The organism is Nocardia sp. alder85J, from assembly GCF_020176955.2.
Lineage (GTDB): Bacteria > Actinomycetota > Actinomycetes > Mycobacteriales > Mycobacteriaceae > Nocardia.
On sequence record NZ_JAIUCZ020000004.1, the window covers coordinates 469,643 to 487,987 of the forward strand.

Annotated in this window: 17 protein-coding genes; 10 read left to right on the plus strand and 7 right to left on the minus strand. The window is 70.9% G+C overall.

Going from position 1 to position 18,345, the window contains the following annotated elements:
• Positions 1–134 precede the first annotated feature (134 nt).
• Positions 135–629, plus strand: coding sequence for a hypothetical protein (locus LBW94_RS18135; RefSeq protein ID WP_225057218.1), 495 nt, complete (start codon positions 135–137; stop codon positions 627–629).
• Between the two features lie 139 nt (positions 630–768).
• On the opposite strand, the gene puuE is transcribed toward LBW94_RS18135, so the two are convergent.
• The 5 genes from puuE to LBW94_RS18160 form a co-directional block, all read right to left on the minus strand.
• Positions 769–1,686, minus strand: a complete 918-nt coding sequence (gene puuE / locus LBW94_RS18140; protein WP_225057217.1) for an allantoinase PuuE — start codon at positions 1,684–1,686, stop codon at positions 769–771.
• 51 nt (positions 1,687–1,737) lie between these two features.
• Positions 1,738–2,781, minus strand: coding sequence for an allantoicase (gene alc, locus LBW94_RS18145; RefSeq protein ID WP_225057216.1), 1,044 nt, complete (start codon positions 2,779–2,781; stop codon positions 1,738–1,740).
• Positions 2,778–4,088, minus strand: coding sequence for a DUF6986 family protein (locus LBW94_RS18150; RefSeq protein ID WP_225057215.1), 1,311 nt, complete (start codon positions 4,086–4,088; stop codon positions 2,778–2,780). Before LBW94_RS18150 ends, alc begins: the two co-directional genes overlap by 4 nt.
• On the minus strand, positions 4,085–4,825 hold the full coding sequence (locus LBW94_RS18155) for an aspartate/glutamate racemase family protein (RefSeq protein ID WP_225057283.1): 741 nt from the start codon (positions 4,823–4,825) through the stop codon (positions 4,085–4,087). The genes LBW94_RS18150 and LBW94_RS18155 overlap by 4 nt, the downstream gene beginning before the upstream one ends.
• A 79-nt stretch (positions 4,826–4,904) precedes the next feature.
• Positions 4,905–5,630, minus strand: a complete 726-nt coding sequence (locus LBW94_RS18160; RefSeq protein ID WP_416276914.1) for a GntR family transcriptional regulator — start codon at positions 5,628–5,630, stop codon at positions 4,905–4,907.
• A 152-nt stretch (positions 5,631–5,782) separates the two neighbouring features.
• Here LBW94_RS18160 and LBW94_RS18165 point away from each other — a divergent pair, with 152 nt between their 5' ends.
• The 5 genes from LBW94_RS18165 (at position 5,783) to LBW94_RS18185 (ending at position 10,191) form a co-directional block, all read left to right on the plus strand.
• Positions 5,783–6,553, plus strand: a complete 771-nt coding sequence (locus LBW94_RS18165) for a PE-PPE domain-containing protein (protein WP_225057214.1) — start codon at positions 5,783–5,785, stop codon at positions 6,551–6,553.
• 119 nt (positions 6,554–6,672) lie between these two features.
• On the plus strand, positions 6,673–7,149 hold the full coding sequence (locus LBW94_RS18170) for a flavodoxin family protein (protein ID WP_255634145.1): 477 nt from the start codon (positions 6,673–6,675) through the stop codon (positions 7,147–7,149).
• Between the two features lie 60 nt (positions 7,150–7,209).
• A complete protein-coding gene (locus tag LBW94_RS18175; RefSeq protein WP_225057212.1) occupies positions 7,210–7,896 on the plus strand; it encodes a response regulator transcription factor in 687 nt (228 codons plus the stop codon).
• Entirely contained in the window at positions 7,893–9,173 is a 1,281-nt protein-coding gene (locus LBW94_RS18180) for an ATP-binding protein (RefSeq protein WP_225057211.1), read from the plus strand. Before LBW94_RS18175 ends, LBW94_RS18180 begins: the two co-directional genes overlap by 4 nt.
• Positions 9,163–10,191: a hypothetical protein gene (locus tag LBW94_RS18185; RefSeq protein WP_225057210.1), complete on the plus strand. Its 1,029-nt coding sequence runs from the start codon at positions 9,163–9,165 to the stop codon at positions 10,189–10,191. Before LBW94_RS18180 ends, LBW94_RS18185 begins: the two co-directional genes overlap by 11 nt.
• An 8-nt stretch (positions 10,192–10,199) precedes the next feature.
• Here LBW94_RS18185 and LBW94_RS18190 read toward each other — a convergent pair whose 3' ends face one another.
• Entirely contained in the window at positions 10,200–10,655 is a 456-nt protein-coding gene (locus tag LBW94_RS18190) for a toxin-antitoxin system HicB family antitoxin (protein ID WP_225057209.1), read from the minus strand.
• 135 nt (positions 10,656–10,790) lie between these two features.
• Between LBW94_RS18190 and dapA the strand changes: the two genes are divergently transcribed.
• Genes dapA through LBW94_RS18205 form a run of 3 tightly spaced genes read left to right on the plus strand, consistent with a single transcriptional unit; the run spans position 10,791 to position 14,483 of the window.
• Positions 10,791–11,699: a 4-hydroxy-tetrahydrodipicolinate synthase gene (gene dapA, locus LBW94_RS18195; protein WP_225057208.1), complete on the plus strand. Its 909-nt coding sequence runs from the start codon at positions 10,791–10,793 to the stop codon at positions 11,697–11,699.
• Positions 11,696–13,798, plus strand: a complete 2,103-nt coding sequence (locus LBW94_RS18200) for a ribonuclease J (RefSeq protein ID WP_255634117.1) — start codon at positions 11,696–11,698, stop codon at positions 13,796–13,798. Before dapA ends, LBW94_RS18200 begins: the two co-directional genes overlap by 4 nt.
• A gap of 55 nt (positions 13,799–13,853) precedes the next feature.
• The gene (locus LBW94_RS18205) at positions 13,854–14,483 is read left to right on the plus strand and encodes a TIGR03085 family metal-binding protein (RefSeq protein WP_225057207.1); all 630 of its coding nucleotides are present in this window, start codon (positions 13,854–13,856) and stop codon (positions 14,481–14,483) included.
• Positions 14,484–14,561: 78 nt separating this feature from the next.
• On the opposite strand, the gene LBW94_RS18210 is transcribed toward LBW94_RS18205, so the two are convergent.
• Complete coding sequence (locus LBW94_RS18210) at positions 14,562–15,356, minus strand: SAM-dependent methyltransferase (protein ID WP_225057206.1); 795 nt, start codon at positions 15,354–15,356, stop codon at positions 14,562–14,564.
• A gap of 197 nt (positions 15,357–15,553) precedes the next feature.
• On the opposite strand from LBW94_RS18210, the gene LBW94_RS18215 reads away from it, so the two are divergent.
• Complete coding sequence (locus LBW94_RS18215; protein WP_225057205.1) at positions 15,554–18,205, plus strand: DNA translocase FtsK; 2,652 nt, start codon at positions 15,554–15,556, stop codon at positions 18,203–18,205.
• The last annotated feature ends 140 nt before the right edge of the window (positions 18,206–18,345 follow it).

Genomic DNA, 18,345 nt, shown 5'->3' on the forward strand with positions numbered 1-18,345 from the left:
CTCGCCTCGACGCCGACCCGCCACCTCGGCCTCGCCACGGCCCGACCCGCGGGCTCCCCGGCGGCAGGTATCCGGATTCCGCGGGTTCGCATCGATAAGCGGCCGACCGTGTATCCGGCAATCGAGGTCGCCCGATGACCGCCTCCGACCAGGAAGGTACCGGCGGCCGGGTGAGCCGGGTCGTCGCCTTGATCGCCTTCCTCGTGGTGGCGCTGGCGTTCTACTTCATAGTGCTCGGCCGGATCGCGTTCGACCTGCTCGGCACCGGTAAGCCCGCCGCGATCGGCATCGGCATCGGCGTGCTGATCCTGCCGATCATCGGCGTCTGGGTGGTCGTGACCAGCGTCCGCGCCGCCCTGGCCCACCAGCACCTGGCCCGCCGCATGCACGACGAGGGCCTGGAGTTGGACACCTCCGAACTGTCCCGCCGCCCCTCCGGCCGCATCGTCAAGCACACCGCCGACGCCCTGTTCGAGCGCGTCAAACAGGAGTGGGAGGCCGACCCGGACAACTGGCGCACCAACTACCGGGTCGCCCGCGCCTACGACTACGCCGGCGACCGCAGCCGTGCCCGCGAAATCATGCGCCGCGCAGTCGATCTGGAGCGAGCCGAGCGCCGGGGCGAGTGACGCGGCAGGCCGGTTCGGCCGTGTGCCGCGGTGCGGCACGAGAGGGTGTTCCGCCGAGCATGATCCCGCGCTCCGCCGCCCGGTGATGGCCGACGGCGGGCGCCGGGCGGCATCCGGCCGGAACGCGACTCGCCCGAACTCAGCGCGGCGGATGGACCCGCTGCCAGTGTTCGGCGATATCGATGCGGCGGGCGAACCAGACCTGCTCGTGGCCCTGCACGTAGTCCAGGAAGCGGTGCAGGGCCGCCGCGCGGGCCGGTTTCCCGACGATGCGGCAGTGCAGGCCGATCGACAGCATCTTCGGGGCGCCTGCCGCACCCTCGGCGTACAGCACGTCGAAGGCGTCCTTCAGGTAGGTGAAGAATTCGTCGCCGTTGGCGAAGCCGGCGGGAGAGGCGAAGCGCATGTCGTTGGATTCCAGCGTGTACGGCAGCACCAGGTGGTCCCGGTCGCGCACCCGCACCCAGTACGGCAGGTCGTCGGCGTAGGAGTCGGAGTCGTAGGTGAAACCGCCGTGCTCGACCACCAGGTCGCGGGTCCGCGGTGAGTCGCGGCCGGTGTACCAGCCGCGCGGCGGCTCGCCGAACAGCTTGGTGATGATCCCCACCGCCTCCGCCATGTGGGCCCGCTCGGTCTCCACGTCGATCTCCTGGTAGGAGATCCAGCGCAGGCCGTGGCAGGCGATCTCGTAGTCGAGCCGCTTGAACGCCGCCACCGCCTCCGGATTGCGTTCCAGCGCACGGGCGATGCCGAAGATGGTCAACGGGATGCCGCGACTTTCGAAGGCGCGCAACACCCGCCACAGGCCGGCCCGCGAACCGTACTCGTAGATCGTCTCCATGCTCAGATGGCGATCCGGAAAAGCCTGCGCCGGAACGATATCCGACAGGAACGTCTCGGAGCCGGGATCGCCGTCGAGGACGGTGTTCTCGCCGCCCTCCTCGTAGTTGAGCACGAAACTGAGGGCCAGGTGCGCATCGCCGGGCCAATGCGGGTGCGGCGGGGTCGGGCCGTAGCCGATCATGTCGCGGGGATAGCCGGGGTCGAGGTCAGTCATGTCGGCGAGGTCCTTTCCCGGCGCGGGCGGGGCGGCCCGGCCGTGTCGCGGTCACTGGAGTTCGGCGCGCAGCCGGGTCCGGGCGGCGTCGGTCAGGGCGCCGATCACCCGCAGCCGGGCCACGCCGCCGTCGGGGTACACGTCCAGCCGCACCTCGGTGACCGGTTCGGCCGCGGTGAGCGGCAGCCGGTGCCGGGTGTCGGGCTGTAATGCGGTGCGCGGCAGCAACTCCACCTCGGTGCCGTCGGCGCGGATCCCGGTCAGCGTGGCCGCGCCGGGACTGTTGAACAGGTAGTACGAGGTGTCGATCTCGACCAGGTCCGGGACCCCCTCCCCGGCCAGCCGTACCCGCACCCAGTCGTTGCCGCTGTCGCGGCGGCGCGCGGTCTCCCAGCCCTCGCCCATCACCCGGGACCGGTCCGGCAGCAACAGGTTCTGCGGCTGGGAGTAGAAGCGGTTCGAGCAGTCGGTGACCCGGCCCCCGGACTCCAGTGCGGCCAGATCGATCGGGCCCGAATCCACCAGGCGCAGATCGGGTTTCGGCTCGCCGTAGACCCGCAGCCGGGCCACGCCGCCGTCCGGGTGGATGCGCAGCCGGACATGGGTGAACCGGCCGTCGCCGTGCACGTCGAACGCGTTGGCGGTGTCACCGGCGACCTTGCTGCGCGGTACCAGCGGCGTCCAGTCGGTGCGCGCGGCGATCTGCGCCGCGGCCGGGAATCCGGTGACGACGAGGCCGTCGACCGAGATCTCCGGCGGATAGTTGCCCTTGAACCACGCGGTGTCCACCACCACGCCGCGCACCACGCCCGGCACGCCGAGCCGCACGATCGCCTCGTCGCAGTCGTCGGCCGCGGGTGCGTTGCCGTCGGCGCCGCGGCGGCGCCGGGTCTCCCAGCCGTCGTAGACCTGACCCTTGTTGCCGAAGGTGGCGGGCCGGAAGCCGGAGGCCTCCGGCCGGATCAGATTCTCCTTCTCCGCGAAGGATTCGTCGTTGGCCCAGATCACGGCCCCGCCGAGCGGACGGACGGCCAGGTCGGGCAGCAGCGTGAAATCGGGTAGGTCGTAGTCCGCCGTATCGGTTGTGCCACTCACGGTGTCGGCAGGGTCCTCTCTCGCAATGCGGTCAGCACGTCGACGGTCACGGCCGCGGCCGTCGCCTCGACGTCGTCGGGGCCGAATGCCCCGCAGTCCAGGCCGCGCAGCACCACCGTCGCCAGCGCCTGCGCGGTGGCGGGCTCGTCGACGATGCCACCGCTGCGGCGTTGCAGATAGCCGTCCAGGCGCGGCACGGCGGTGTGCATCGCGGCCCGGAAGAAGGCGTAGGTCGCCAGCCAGCGCGTCACCAGATGTCCGGGATGCATGTCCCAGCCCTGGTAGTAGCCGCGTTGCAGCGAGCGGGTCACCAGCCGATAGTGCCGGGACACCGCGGCCGCCATCTGGTCCTCGTCGCCGACGGGCAGCACCTGGGTGGAGCCGTCGCACACCCACACCCCGGTCTGCGCGGCGGCGGCCTGCATCACCGCCTTGGCGTGGTCGGCGGCCGGATGTTCCAGCGACTGGAACTGCGGGGAGATGCCGCAGGCCGCGCTGTAATCGTAAGTGCCGTAATGCAATCCGGAACACCGACCGGCGCTGCGATGGATCGCGCGGGCCACGGTGGCGGTGCCGTCGGCGGCGATCACCGCCTGCGGGCTCTCCACCTGCAACTCGAAACGCAGCGTGCCCGGCGGCAATCCGTGCGCCGACTCCAGCGCCGTGCACAGCTGCACGGCGACGTCGACCTGCTCCACCGCGCGGAACTTGGGCACGGTGAACACGAATCCGGCAGGCACCCCGCCGGCGCCGTCGAGCACCAGCTCCAGGGTGCGCAGCGCCCGGCGCCATTCCGTGCCGGTCAGCCCCTTCAACCGGATGCCGCGGACGGCCACGGTCGCGGGCAGCGCGTTCAGGATCTGCCCGGCCCGCACCGCGTCCCGGTCCTCCACGGCGTCCTCGCGGATGCCGTAGCCGTCCTCGAAGTCCAGCCGCAGATCCTGGATCGGGCGGTGCTGCAACACATCCCGGACCCGGGCCAGCACATCGGTGTCGGCGAGCTCGGCCAGCAGGTCGATGTGGTCGTCGGTCAGCTCCATCGCGGCCGCGCTCCACTCGTGCGGCAGTTCCTTGCTCGCGTCGGCGGCGCTGACATAGGCGGTGTGGATCGGCTGCCCGGGCCGGTCGCCGGGGTAGTGCCGGGCCAGCTCGGCATCCACGGCGCGGACCCGGTCCGCGATCGAGTCCAGGAACTGCGGCGACAGACCCGGACGGCCACCGGTCCCGGCGATACCCGGCCCGGTGGCGATTCCGCTGCTATCCCCGGTGACGGCCGCGCCGTGCGGGTGCCCGGTGACCTCGCTCATGGAACCGCTCCCTTACTCCCGAAGGTGGACAGCATCCCGGTATACGGTTTGGGCGGCGGGACGGCGAACTCGCCCCGCCCGGACTTCCTCAGTCCCATTGTGACCAGTGCCTGGACGGTGAGGGTGGCGGCGGCGACGCCGTCGACCACCGGCACCCCGATCTCTGCTGTCAAGTATTCACACAGGTCGGCCATGCCCGCACAGCCGAGTACGACCGCATCGGAGCCGTCGGCGGCCACCGCGGTCCGGCAGGCGTCGGCGATCACCGTGCGGACCTTGGGATCGTCGAGTTCCAGCACCGGGATGTCGGTGGCGTGCACGCCCCGGCAGAACCGTCGCATGCCGTAGCGCTCGGCCAGGTCCTCGGCCTGCCCGATGGTCCGGGCCAGGGTGGTCACCACGCTGAATCCGCGGCCGAGATGGCTGGCGGCCTGCATGGCGGCCTCGGCGATGCCGATCACCGGGCCGCGGGCCAGCTCCCGCGCCGCGTACAGTCCGGGGTCGCCGAAGCAGGCGATCACATAGCCATCGACACCGTCGGCCTCGCCGCGGGCGATCTCGGCCAGCAGTCCGGGCAGCGCCAGCGCCTCGTCGTAATGGCTCTCGATGGAGACCGGACCGGTCGTGGAGGTCACCGCCTCGACGGTGGTGCCGGGTGCGACGACGGCCCGGGCGCACTCGCCGGCCAGCTCCGTCATGGCCGCCGTGGTGTTCGGATTGACGACGCGAATTCTCATGATCGCCATGGATTCGACGGTATCGGCCCGGTATTGCCGGTATGTTGCAACCGTCGTATATCTTCCGGTGACCTGCCCGCTACGGTGTGTCGGGATCGGCGAACAGCCCGATATCGGTGGGCAGCTCGGCCACCACGCGATTGAGCCGGTCGTGATGCTGTTCGGTTGCCGCGAGCAGGGCCTCGGCGTCCCCGGCCAGGAAGGCCGCCAGCTGGCGATGATGGTCGGCTTGCAACAGGGCCCGTTCCGCGGCGCTGGTGTGCACCATGGGCTGGACCGGTTCGGTGATGTTCCAGGCGTATTCGAGCATGTGCACCAGCCGGGCCATTCCCGACGGCCGGGTCAGCGCGAGGTGGAAATTACGGGTCTCGCGGTGATAAGTGGCCGGGTCGTCGGCCAGCACCGCCTGCTCCATCCGCCGATGCGCCTCGACCGCGAGCCGATGGTCCTCGTCCCCGGCCCGCAGCGCGGCCGCCGCCAGCGCCGCCGACTCCAGCCGCTCCCGCACCAGGTAGAGCTCACGCAGCTCGGCGGTGGTGAGCCGGGTGACCGTGTAGCCGAAATTGGGCCGGTGCTCCACCAGCCCCTCGCCGATCAGCGTCTGTAACGATTCGCGCACGGGGATCGCGCTGACGGCGAACAGTGTCGAGAACTCCCGCAGCGGCAGGCCGGTGCCCGGCGGCAGGCTGCCGCTCAGCACGAGCCGCCGCAGTTCCGCGAGGATCTCGTACTGGGTGTAGCCGCGGTGCGGGTCCTCCGGTGGGGTCAGATCGGGCAACCGCGGCAAACGGGGTCGGGAGGGCACGGTCGGTACGGTAGCCGACCGCGGCGCCGCACCGGGTGGTGTCGCGGGGCTGCTGAACGTTCACCACCGGTCGGCACGCTCCGGTGTCCACGGCGGTCGCGGCAACGAATAGCCGGTAGAGGTTTCATCGAATCCCCCTCGGGAGGGTGGCCATGACGGTCGATGTCATCACCTGCCGCGGCACGAGCGAACCGCTCGACGGCGAGCACAACATGCTGACCTACGTCACCGGAGAACTCGATCCCGCGCGGTACGCGCTCGCCGGTGATCTCCCGTATCCCGCGGCGCTCGGGCCCATCGGCCCGGACGGCAATCCGCTCGGTCCCTCGGAGGACGAGTCGGTGGCCGCCGGGGTCGACGCGCTGGTGCGGTCGATCCGGTCCCGCGTCAACCCCGTCGGGCTGCTCGGCTACAGCCTGGGTGCGGAGGTGATCTCCCGCTTCCTGGAGGCCAGGGCGCGCGGCGAATTCGCCGACTGCGTCGTGGCCTGGTCCGCATGCGTGGCCAATCCGCTACGGCGAGAAGGGGATTCGATCGATCCGAATCCGTACGGCTGGGGGATCGCCGGGCAGATGCGGGCCGACCCGGCCCATCCGCATTTCGAGGTCGCCAACGCGCTGGACACCATCACCTCCTGCCCGGCCGATTCCCCGCTGCGGACGATCGCGGACGCGATGTCGGCGTTCTCCTTCGCCGAACTCGGCGGCTGGACCGAGGATCTCGCCGATCGGCTGCGGCACGACCGGTGGCAGCCGGGCGATCCACAATGGTGGCTGCATCCGGCCCGGACCTGGCGGCGGTACGACGAGGCCGCGGCGGACGTGATCGGCTACCTCACCGGCCAGCACAACACCGCGTACATCGTCGGCGGCTACTGCGGCCATCTGGCCACGATCCTGAACAGCACCGACGTCGCTGCCTGAGCAGTGCGGACATCGCCGCCCGAGCGTCACGGCGTGCGGCCCGAGCGTCCCGGCAGTACGGCGGTACTGCCCCGAGCGTCACGGAGATCGCGTCCGAGCGTCACGCCGGTGCCGCCGTGATGCGGCCGGTTACGCTCGGGGGCGTGCCGCGACTGCTGATCGTCCATCACACCCCGTCCCCGCACACGCAGGCGATGTTCGAGGCCGTGTTGTCCGGGGCGCGGGACCCCGAGATCGAGGGGGTGGAGGTGGTGCGCCGTCCGGCGCTCACCGTGTCACCGGTGGACATGCTGGAGGCGGACGGCTACATCCTCGGCACCCCGGCGAATCTCGGCTACATGTCGGGAGCCCTCAAGCACGCGTTCGACGTTTGTTATTACCCCTGCCTGGATTCCACCCGCGGCCGCCCGTACGGGCTCTACCTGCACGGCAACGAGGGTACCGAGGGCGCGCAGCGCAGCGTCGAGAGCATCACGACCGGCCTGGGCTGGGTGAAGTCCGCCGCGCCGGTGGTGGTGATGGCCAAACCCTCGAAGGACGATCTCGAAAAGTGCTGGGAACTCGGCGCTACCGTGGCGGCGCAACTCGCGCAGTGAATTCGGCCCCCGAATTCTGGTGGCTGACAAGCGACCCCCGGCCGCGGGCATACTCGATTCGTGGACGGGACAGCGGAAAGTACGGCCGAACGGCCGCGGCCACGCCGGATCGGGCTGGTGGAGGACCACGAATCGGTGGCGATCGGGCTGGCGGCGATGCTGGCCGGCGAACCGGATCTGGAATTGCTGACCACCGCGGGTACGGTGAGTGAATTGCTCTCGGCGGCACCGGAATTGGATCTGGTGGTGCTGGATCTGCGGTTGGCCGACGGTTCCACTCCGGAACAGAATGTGCGAGCGCTGCGGGAGCGGGGCGCGGAGGTGCTGATCTTCACCGGCGCCGACAATCCCTATCTCATGCGCGCGGCGGCCCGCGCCGGGGTGCTCGGCGTGGTCCGCAAATCCGAGGACGTGCGGACGGTGGTGCAGGCCGTGCGCGAGGCCGCCGCCGGCCGCCAGGTGGTGACCACCGACTGGGCCGCCGCCATCGACGGCGATCCGCAGCTGTCGGAGGTGGGCCTGAGCCCCCGGCAGCAGGAGGTGCTCACCCTGTACGCGTCGGGGGAGAAGGCCTCCCGAGTGGCACGGATGACGGGCCTGTCCGAACAGACCGTCAACGACTACCTGGGCCGGATCCGGCAGAAGTACGCCGACGCCGGCCGTCCCGCTCCCACCAAGACCGACCTGTACAAACGGGCGGTCGAGGACGGATGGCTGCCGGTACCCGAGCGCAACACCCGCCCATGACCGCCGCGGGAGCCGTGGCGCCCCCGATCGTGCGACCGAGGCCGTGGCGCCGCGCCGGAGCATGGTGGCGGGGCCGCCTGGTCACCGAATCCAGTACGGCGGTGGTCGCTTTCGACCGGATCATCCGGCGGCTGGGACTGTCGGTGGGCCTGGCCGGGGTGATCATGGGCCTGGCCGAGGTGCCGGAGATCGCCGCGCAGGGCCGGTCGGCGGCGTCCTGGTGGGCGCCTACCTCCGCGGCGCTGGCCTTCGGCCTGCTACCGGCCCTCGCGCTGATCTCGCTGGGCGCCACGCCGCGCACGATCCGCCGGCTGGCGGGGGTGGCGGCGCTGTGTTATCTGGCGGCGCTGGCGACCATGCCGTTCGCCCTGCACGCACACGCGCTGGACGCCGAAGTGGTGTGGCTGTACCGGATGGCGCCGCTGGGTGTGCTGGCCGCCGGCCTGGCCTGGCGGCTGTCGGTGTCGACCGCCTACCTGATCGTGGTATCGCTGGCGGTGGCGCTCGCGGGCTTCTACACCGTCGATTCGTTCACCGTGGCGGATGTGACGACCACGGTGATGCGGGCGTTCGGACTGTCGGCGCTGTTCCTGTGGGCGATCACGGCGGCGCTGGGCGCGGCGGCGCGGGTGGACCGCGAGTCGGCGCTGGCGGGCCGGCGGGCCGCCGCGGCCGCGGCGGCGGCCGCCCGCGACCACGAACACGCCAGGTTCGCGGCGCTGATCCACGACGCGGTGCTGTCGACGCTGCTGGACGCCTCGCGCGGTGGCGAACCCTCGGAAGTGCTGCGGCGGCAGGCCGAACGCACCCTCACCCAGCTCGACGAGATCCGCGTCGACGTCCACGAGCCCGATGTGCTGGACGCGCGCTCCGCGGTGATCTTCCTGCGCTCGGCGGTGCAGGAGGTCAATCCCGGCGTCCGGTTCGCCACCCGCACCTGGCCCGGTTTCGACGATCTGCGGATGCCGCTGCACGCGGCGGCGACGGTGGCCGCGGCACTGGGCGAGGCGGTCCGCAACAGCCTGCGGCACGCGGCGATACCCGGCCGCATCGTCGGGCGCACGGTCACCTGCACCATCAGCGCCGGCAGCATCCGGCTGGTGTTCGCCGACGACGGCGCCGGATTCGACGTGGCCCGCATCCCGGCGGACCGGCTCGGCGTCTCGGTCAGCATTCTCGGCCGGATGCGGCAACTGCCCGGCGGGGCCGGATTCGTCGAATCACAACCCGGCGAGGGGACGACGGTGACGCTGGTGTGGGGTGGCGGTGGCTGCTGACGACGCCGAGGTCCGGTTCGGACTGCGCGATCTGCTCGGGATGCGCGGCGGCGGGGCCTGGCTGTTCCTGCTGATGCTGGAGCTGACCATGATGTTGTACATGGCCCGCAATCTGGCGGCCGCGTCACTGGTGGCGGTGCTGGCCGGGACCGCGGTGATGCTGGCGGCCGGCGCGGTGGTGCTGGTGATCCCGGTCGACCCGCTGCCGTTGCCGGTGACGGCGTTCGTGGCCGCCGCCCCGCCGATCGCGACGCTGTTGACGGTCGGCAATCTGACCTCGGCCGCGGCCCATCACATGATGTGGACCACCTACGCCTCGTCGTATCTGATGTCGGTGCTGGTGTTGCGCGGGCGGGTGCTGTCGGCCTGGCTCGGCATGGCCGGGGTCACGGCGGTGATCATCGTGGCGGCGGTGCGGGCCGACACCCGCGTCGCGGACGTGATGGGTTCGGTGGTGCCGATCGGCACGCTCATCGCGTTGTCGGTGTTCGCGCTGATCATGCGCCCGACCCAGCGTTCGCTGCGCATCCTGCGCGAGGAGGCGACGATTCGCGCCGCGGCGGAGGCGACGATGGCCGCCGCCGACGGGGAACGGCAGCGTCAGCTGAACCGGCTGGACCGGGTGGCCCGGCCGATCCTGGAGCGCATCGCCGAGGGCGCCGAACTGACCACCGCCGAGCGGGAGGAGTGCCGGTTGCTGGAGGCCGAACTGCGCGACGGCCTGCGCGCGCCGCAACTGGTCACCGACGAGCTCAGCGGCGCCGCGCGCGGCGCCCGGTCCCGCGGGGTCGAGGTGGTGCTGCTCGACGACGGCGGATTCGCGGGCGTTCCGCAATGGGTGCGACAGCGTGTGATCGATTCCGCGGCAAGGGAATTGGATGCGGCGAACACGGGTTCGGTGACGGTCCGGGTGTTGCCGCTGGGCCGCCGGGTGCTGGCGACCGTCCTCGCGCACTCCCCGCGACACGACCGCCGTACCGAGATCGATACCGACGGGAACGTCACGGTTTCGACCTGATCCCGCGGCTACTCGTCCTCGTCGTTGCGCCAGCCGTAGCCGTGCCAGCGGCGCTGCTCGCGCAGGGCGCCCTGCACCGCTCCGGAGACCCAGGAGTTCAGCGACTGCCCGTTCTGGGCGGCGGCCTCCTCGGCGCGGGCCTTCAGATTCTCCACCAGGCGCAGGGTGACCCGGCTGATGTCGCCGGTCATCTCCTCGAAGGTGGGGTGGGACTGCTCGCCGCGGGTCTGGCGGACATCGATGGTGGCGTCGGTGCCATCGAGCGAGACGTGCACGCTGCGGTCGCCGAGTTCGGCGCTGATCTCGGCCGCCAGATCCGACAGGGCCGCCAGCAGGGTCAGCCGGGCGGCGTTCTCGGTGGCGGCGGCCAGGGCAGCGGCTGTGGCCTGGGCTTTCTCATCGCCGAGGGCGGCCGCGACGATCAGGTCTTCCCGTAGCCGGGTGGTGTATTTCTCGAGGTCCATGACACCAGGATGACGCCATCATTGACATCGCGCAAGAAGTCTGTGACGCCGATGTGTGTCACCGGCGATGCCGCGCCGCCGCCGATGCGGACAACGGTGCGAAGTCGTATCCGAGACCGGGTAGCCTTTCTGACCATGACGAACGGTGTATCGACGCAATCGGAGCTGCGCGCCTCCGGCACGGTCGGTGTCGCGATGGTGAGCCCTTTCACCCCCGAGGGGAAGCTCGATGTCGATGCCGGTGTCGCGCTGGCGGCCCGACTGGTCGATCGCGGGGTCGACCTGCTGATCGTCTCCGGTACCACCGGAGAGTCGCCGACCACCACCGAATCGGAGAAGTTCGATCTGCTGCAGGCCGTCGTCGACGCGGTGGGCGCCCGCGCCACCGTGATCGCCGGCGCGGGTACCTACGACACCGCGCACAGTATCGAATTGGCCCGCGGCGTGGAACGTGCCGGCGCGCACGGCCTGCTCGTGGTCACCCCGTACTACTCGCGGCCCTCCCAGGACGGGCTGCTCGCGCACTTCACCGCGATCGCCGACGCCACCGCGCTGCCGGTGACGCTCTACGACATTCCGCCACGATCGGTGATACCGATCGCGCCCGACACCCTCCGCCGGCTCGCCGAGCATCCGCGCATCGTCGCGGTCAAGGACGCCAAGGGCGATCTGGCCGCCGGCGCCGAACTGATCGCCGAGACGGGCCTGACCTGGTACTCCGGCGACGATGTGCTGAATCTGCCGTGGCTGTCGGTCGGCGCCGCCGGATTCATCAGTGTGGTCGGACATCTGGTGCCGGAGCGGCTGGTGCAGTTGCGCGACGCGTATGCCGCCGGTGAGGTCGCGCGCGCCCGGGAGATCCATGCCGGCATGCTGCCGCTGTCGCGGGCGATGAGCCGGGTCGGCGGGGTCGCGTTGAGCAAGGCCGGGCTGCGGTTGCTCGGCGTCGAGGTGGGAGAACCGCGGTTGCCGCAACTGATGCCGAATTCCGAACAGACCGCCGCGATCGCCGCGGACCTGCGACAGGCGGGGGTGCTTGCATGACCGATCCTGTGCGTCGTCCTCGTAGAACCGCCGCCCGCGCCGCCGGTGCGCCCGAGCCCGCGCCGACGGTGGCGCCGCGGATCGCCGCGCCGCCGCCGGCCGCGCCCGCCGCCGAGCCCGAGCAGCCCGCCCGCCGGCGCGCCGCCCGCGCCACCGCGCCCGCCGAATCCGCACCGGAGCCGGTGGCCGCCGAATCCGGCGCCGGCGCAGCGCGTTCCACCGGCCGCGGCCGGTCCGCGGCCCGGGAGGAGTCGACGGCGGAGGTCGCCGCCGAGCCCACGCGCCGCGCCTCGGGCCGGGAGCGCCAGGCCGAACCCGCGGCCGCCGATCGTGGCGCGTCGTCGACGCGCCGGGCCGGACGGGGCCGGCAGTCCGGTCGCGGTCGCTCGGAACCGCCTGTGCCCCAGGCGATCACCCCGGATCCACATCAGCGTGGCCTGCCGCCGAAGCTGCCCGCGCAGGGCCTGCGGGTGTTCGCCCTCGGCGGCATCGGCGAAATCGGCCGCAACATGACGGTTTTCGAATACGGCGGCAAACTGCTGATCATCGACTGCGGCGTGCTGTTCCCGGAGGACCAGCAGCCCGGCGTCGACCTGATCCTGCCCGACTTCCGGCCGATCGAGGACCGGATCGACGAGGTGGCCGCGGTGATCCTCACCCACGGCCACGAGGACCACATCGGCGCGGTGCCGTTCCTGCTGCGGCTGCGGCCCGACATCCCGGTGGTCGGCTCCAAGTTCACCCTCGCGCTGGTGGCCGCGAAATGCCGTGAGCACCGGTTACAGCCGAAGCTGCTGGAGGTCACCGAGGGTGAGATGACCACGCACGGCCCGTTCGGCTGTGAGTACTTCGCGGTGAACCACTCGATCCCGGACGCCATCGCGGTCGCGATCCGCACGCCGGCCGGGCTGGCCCTGCACACCGGCGACATCAAACTCGACCAGCTGCCGCTGGACGGCCGCCTCACCGACCTGGCCGGATTCTCCCGGCTCGGCGATCAGGGGGTGGATCTGTTCCTGGTCGACTCCACCAATGCCGAGGTGCCGGGTTTCGTGACCCCCGAGCGCGAGATCGGCCCGGTGCTCGACAATGTGATCGGCAAGGCACGCGGCCGGGTCATCGTCGCCTCCTTCGCCAGCCACGTGCACCGCATCCAGCAGGTCGTCGACGTCGCGCAGCGCTACGACCGCCGGGTGTGCTTCGTCGGCCGGTCGATGGTCCGCAACATGCAGATCGCGCAGGACCTCGGCTATCTGGAGATTCCGAGCGGGCTGGTCGTCGATCTGGACCAGGCCGCGACGCTGCCCGGTCACAAATTGGTGCTGATCTCCACCGGCTCCCAGGGCGAGCCGCTGTCGGCGCTGTCCCGGATGGCCCGCGGCGACCACCGGCAGATCAACATCCGCCCGGACGATCTGGTGGTGCTGGCCTCCTCACTGATCCCGGGCAACGAGAACGCCGTGTTCGCGGTGGTCAACGGGCTGGCCCGGCTGGGCGCCTCGGTGGTCACCCAGCAGAACGCGAAGGTGCACGTCTCCGGCCACGCCTCCGCCGGTGAGCTGCTGTACCTGTACAACGCGGTGCGGCCGACCAATGCGATGCCGGTGCACGGCGAATGGCGGCATCTGCGCGCCAACGCGGCGCTGGCCGTCGCCACCGGCGTGCCGGAGGAGCGGGTGATGCTGGCCGAGGACGGCGTGGTGGTCGACCTGGTCGACGGCATCGCCTCGATCGTGGGCCGGTATCCGGTCGGTCAGGTCTACGTCGACGGCCTGTCGGTCGGCGACGTCGGCGAGTCCACCCTGTCGGACCGGCTGGTCCTCGGCGAGGGCGGTTTCATCGCCATCACCGTGGCCGTCGACGAGACCACCGGCAAGGCGGTCAGCGATCCGGAGGTGTCCGGGCGCGGCTTCTCCGACGATCCGGAGGCGCTGACCGGCGCGCTGGAGCAGGTGGAGGCCGAACTGCTGCGGCTGGCCGGCGAGGGCATCACCGACACCCACCGCATCGCGCAGGGCGTGCGACGGGTGGTGGGCCGCTGGGTGGCCGACAAGTACCGGCGCCGGCCGATGATCGTGCCGACGGTGATCGGGGTCTGACACCGGCTCGATCCGGCGGTAGCGGCCCGCGCCCGGCGTGGGCTATGGTCGGCGCATGAGTCTGGCGCGGCGGGAACGCCTTGCACTGGTCGACAGCATGACGGCGGCAGGTCCCGAGGCCCCCACCCTGTGCGGGGGCTGGACCGTCCGGGATCTGGCCGCGCATCTGGTGGTCCGGGAGCGCCGGATGGACGCCTCGCCCGGCATCATGCTGAAACCGCTTGCCGGATACCTGAACTCGGTGCAGGCCAAGGCGGCGCAGCGGCCGTTCGAGCAGCTGCTCGAGCAGATCCGCACCGGTCCGCCCTGGTGGTCGCCGATGCGCCCGCTGGACTCGTTGGTCAACCTCAGCGAGATGTACGTCCACCACGAGGACGTCCGGCGCGGTGCACCCGGGTGGAAGCCACGGGAACTGCCCGCGAGCGACGAGGCCGAGCTGTGGAATACGCTGCGCCGCATGGCGAAACTCGCCTACCGCAAGTCGCCGGTGGGTCTCGCGCTGGCCACCCCGGACGGGCAGCGCGTGATCGCGCACTCGCCCGCCGCCGGCGAGGATCCGGTGGTGCTCACCGGACCGCCGTCGGAGCTGGTGCTGCACGCCTTCGGCCGCAATGCGGTCCGGCTGGACGCGACCGGGCCCGAGGCCGCGGTGCAGGCGGTCGACGCCTGCGATCGCAGCATCTGAACCCGGCGCACATCCCGTTCTCGCGCACCCGCGCTCGCGAATTCGGCTGTCGCGGGCTCGGGCTCAGTTCTTGCGGGCTCAGTTCTTGCGGGCGAGGCCGGACACGATCAGCTGTTCCCAATCGGTCGGCGCCGGGCCGGGACTGCCGTCCGGCCGCCACTGCACACACGGGACCACACCGGGCCCGATCATCTCCAGGCCCTCGAAGATCGCCGCGATGGTCGCGTCGCTGTGCCAGCTGCCGCGGTCGAGCACCTTGCGCACCTGATCCTGGACCAGCGCGGTCCGCCGGTTGTCACCGGCGCGGAAGCAGGAGACGTAGACGAAACTGCCCGGCGCCAGCACATCCACCCAGTACCGCACGGGACCGATCGGGTCGGCGTCCTCCTCCAGGAAGCCCAGCACGACACTGAACAGCAGGCCGACCGGGCGATCGAAGGAGATCAGCCGTTGCACCTCGGGATGTTTGCGGATCGACTCCGGATCGCGCACATCCGCCTGCACGACGGCGACATCGTCGTCGACGACCAGCATGGCCTGGCCGTGCGAGACCACGATCGGATCGTTGTCGAGGTACACCACCCGGCTGCCGGGGACCTGCTCCCGGGCGATCTGGTGCACATTGCGCTGTGCCGGTAGGCCACAGCCGAAGTCGATGATCTGGTCCACCCCGGCGTGCGTGAGGGCCCGCACGGCCAGCTCCAGCGCGCCGCGATTGGAGATGGCGATCTGCTCGGACCCGGCCAGGACCTTCTCGAAGTATCTGCCGAACTCTTCGTCGATGACGTAGTGGTCACGGCCGCCGAGCAGGTAATCGTAGGTTCTGGCGATGCTCGGTCGAGCCTGACCTGTTCGGACATCGTTGTCGTTCATATGTCCCATCAGGTGCAACGGAATCTGTCGATTGAATATGCAAATTCTACTCGTGCGTTCCTGTGCGACGGCCGCTTCCGAAACTCTGTCCGAATCGTCGGTTCGTGCCGGTGTGTGCCCCGGTGAGTCGCTCATGAGATGTGTGAGGTGGGTGTTGCGGATGGTCTGGATGGGACGGTGCCGCTAGCCTGAGGGACATGGCAGGTAAGCCCCGCAGCACCACGACCTCTCGCACCCGGGCGAGAGCCGGGCGGGACGGGGCCGCGCCGGCGGGGGCGACCGGATCGGCCCGAGGCCGCGCGAGCGGCCGGTCCCGCGGCACCAGCCCACGCACGCCGGCGGCCCCGCGCCGCACCCCTGCCCGCCGCCCGGCCCGTCGCACCTCGAATACCGCGCCGCTGGCCGTCTTCTCGCGCGGCATCGGCAACGGCTGGACCATGCTGGCCCGCGGACTGGGCGCCACCACGCGGGCGCTGGGCCGCGGCGGTGAGATCGAGCACGGCCACCGCCGCGACGGAATCGCCCTGGGGCTCATCGCCTTCAGCATCGTCATCGCGGCCGCGGTGTGGCTGGGCGCGGGCGGCCCGGTCGGTCACTTCGTCGACGATGTGGTGCGCTGGATCGCCGGATCCGCCTCCGCCACCGTGCCTTTCGTGGCCACGGCGATCGCGGTGCTGTTGATGCGCACCGAGCCGCGCCCGGAGATCCGGCCCCGGCTGGTGCTCGGCGGCCTGCTGGTCGGTCTGCCGGTGCTGGGCGTGTGGCACGTCCTCGCCGGTGCGCCCACCGAGCCCGAGGATCGCGCGCACGCCGGTGGTTTCGTCGGTTACGTGGTCGGCGGCCCGCTGCGCGACGGCCTCACCTCCTGGCTCGCGGTGCCACTGTTGTTGCTGGCCATGGCCTTCGGCGTGCTGTTGCTCACCGGCACCACGGTCCGTGAGGTGCCACAGCGGTTGCGGCAGTTGTGGTTCGGCGACTACGCGGACGAGCCGGAGGACGGCTACGACCGCTACGGCCCGGAGACCCACGACGCGGACGGTCTGCCGAGCCACTCGCCCCGGACGCGCCGGCGCGGCCGCACCCCGGCGGAGAACTACCCGGCCGACGAGTTCGCCGACTCCGCCACCGAGGTGCTGGGCGAGCCGCCGTTGCGCGACGCCAAGGAGATCGGCGGCGACGACGGACCCGACGCCGCCGGCGACGGGGCCGCGGCCAGCGTCCCGGCCGGGGCTGCCGCCGAGGCGGCCGAGAAGCCCAGGTCCAGACCCAAGCGGGCGGCGAAGGTGGTCGACCAGACCCCGCCGCCCCCGGAGCCGCAGCAGCTGGAGTTCGTCGCCGAACGCGAGGTCGACGGCGACTACCACCTGCCGCCGCTCACCCTGCTGGTCGACGGTGACCCGCCCAAACAGCGCAGTGCCGCCAACGAATCGATGATCGAGGCGATCACCGAGGTGCTGGTGCAGTTCAAGATCGATGCCGCGGTCACGGGTTTCGTGCGCGGCCCGACGGTCACCCGGTACGAGGTCGAACTCGGGCCCGGCGTCAAGGTGGAGAAGATCACCGCGCTGGCCCGCAACATCGCGTATGCCGTTGCCACGGACAATGTCCGGCTGCTGGCGCCGATTCCCGGCAAGTCCGCCGTCGGTATCGAGGTACCCAACGCCGACCGCGAGCTGGTCCGCCTCGCCGATGTGCTCAAGGCCCCCTCCACCCGGAAGAACCAGCACCCCTTGGTGATCGGTCTCGGCAAGAACATCGAGGGCGAATTCGTCTCGGCGAATCTGGCGAAGATGCCGCATCTGCTGGTGGCCGGTTCCACCGGCTCGGGTAAGTCGAGCTTCGTGAACTCCATGCTGGTGTCGCTGTTGCAGCGCGCGACGCCGGACGAGGTGCGGATGATCCTCATCGATCCCAAGATGGTGGAACTCACGCCCTACGAGGGCATTCCGCATCTGATCACGCCCATCATCACCCAGCCCAAGAAGGCCGCCGCGGCGCTGGCCTGGCTGGTGGAGGAGATGGAGCAGCGTTACCAGGACATGCAGGCCAGCAAGGTCCGGCACATCGACGATTTCAACCGGAAGGTGAAGTCGGGGGAGATCACCACCCCGCTGGGCAGCGAGCGCGTCTACCGCCCGTACCCGTACATCCTCGCCATCGTCGACGAGCTGGCCGACCTGATGATGACCGCCCCTCGCGACGTCGAGGACGCGATCGTGCGGATCACCCAGAAGGCCCGCGCCGCCGGCATCCACCTGGTGCTGGCCACCCAGCGGCCGTCGGTGGACGTGGTCACCGGCCTGATCAAGACCAACGTGCCGTCGCGGCTGGCCTTCGCCACCTCGTCGCTGACCGACTCCCGCGTCATCCTGGACCAGCCCGGCGCGGAGAAGCTGATCGGCATGGGCGACGGCCTGTTCCTGCCGATGGGCGCCTCGAAACCGACCCGTTTGCAGGGCGCGTTCATCTCCGACGAGGAGATCCACGGCGTCGTCGAGTTCACCAAGAACCAGGCCGCGCCGGAGTACCAGGAGGGCGTCACCTCCGCCAAATCCGCCGAGCAGCAGAAGGAGATCGACCCGGATATCGGCGACGATCTCGACCTGTTCGTGCAGGCGGTGGAGCTGGTGGTCAGCTCCCAGTTCGGCTCCACCTCGATGCTGCAACGCAAGCTGCGGGTGGGTTTCGCCAAGGCCGGCCGCTTGATGGACCTCATGGAGACCCGCGGCGTCGTCGGTCCCAGCGAGGGTTCCAAGGCCCGCGACGTGCTGGTGAAGCCCGACGAACTGGAGGGCCTGCTGTACTCGATCCGCGGCGGCGGCCCGGTCTCGGTCGACGAGAGCGAATAACGCTGCGGCCCAGGCCCACAGCCGATTCCGTCGCGCTGTCGCTCGGCCGTCCGCCGGCAGCGCTGCCGGATCGGTCCGGCGGATGCGCAGGTGTTGTCCGGCGAACGGGTCTCGCAGGCGGGTGCCTCGCGCGCGTGTTG

What these genes read in the sequence shown, in the direction of transcription:
- LBW94_RS18135 (WP_225057218.1), top strand. Translation starts at nt 135, where the DNA reads ATGACCGCCTCCGACCAGGAAGGTACCGGCGGCCGGGTGAGCCGGGTC.
- puuE (WP_225057217.1), bottom strand. Translation starts at nt 1,686, where the DNA reads ATGACTGACCTCGACCCCGGCTATCCCCGCGACATGATCGGCTACGGC.
- LBW94_RS18150 (WP_225057215.1), bottom strand. Translation starts at nt 4,088, where the DNA reads ATGAGCGAGGTCACCGGGCACCCGCACGGCGCGGCCGTCACCGGGGAT.
- LBW94_RS18155 (WP_225057283.1), bottom strand. Translation starts at nt 4,825, where the DNA reads ATGAGAATTCGCGTCGTCAATCCGAACACCACGGCGGCCATGACGGAG.
- LBW94_RS18165 (WP_225057214.1), top strand. Translation starts at nt 5,783, where the DNA reads ATGACGGTCGATGTCATCACCTGCCGCGGCACGAGCGAACCGCTCGAC.
- LBW94_RS18170 (WP_255634145.1), top strand. Translation starts at nt 6,673, where the DNA reads ATGCGGCCGGTTACGCTCGGGGGCGTGCCGCGACTGCTGATCGTCCAT.
- LBW94_RS18180 (WP_225057211.1), top strand. Translation starts at nt 7,893, where the DNA reads ATGACCGCCGCGGGAGCCGTGGCGCCCCCGATCGTGCGACCGAGGCCG.
- LBW94_RS18190 (WP_225057209.1), bottom strand. Translation starts at nt 10,655, where the DNA reads ATGGACCTCGAGAAATACACCACCCGGCTACGGGAAGACCTGATCGTC.
- dapA (WP_225057208.1), top strand. Translation starts at nt 10,791, where the DNA reads ATGACGAACGGTGTATCGACGCAATCGGAGCTGCGCGCCTCCGGCACG.
- LBW94_RS18200 (WP_255634117.1), top strand. Translation starts at nt 11,696, where the DNA reads ATGACCGATCCTGTGCGTCGTCCTCGTAGAACCGCCGCCCGCGCCGCC.
- LBW94_RS18205 (WP_225057207.1), top strand. Translation starts at nt 13,854, where the DNA reads ATGAGTCTGGCGCGGCGGGAACGCCTTGCACTGGTCGACAGCATGACG.
- LBW94_RS18210 (WP_225057206.1), bottom strand. Translation starts at nt 15,356, where the DNA reads ATGAACGACAACGATGTCCGAACAGGTCAGGCTCGACCGAGCATCGCC.
- LBW94_RS18215 (WP_225057205.1), top strand. Translation starts at nt 15,554, where the DNA reads ATGGCAGGTAAGCCCCGCAGCACCACGACCTCTCGCACCCGGGCGAGA.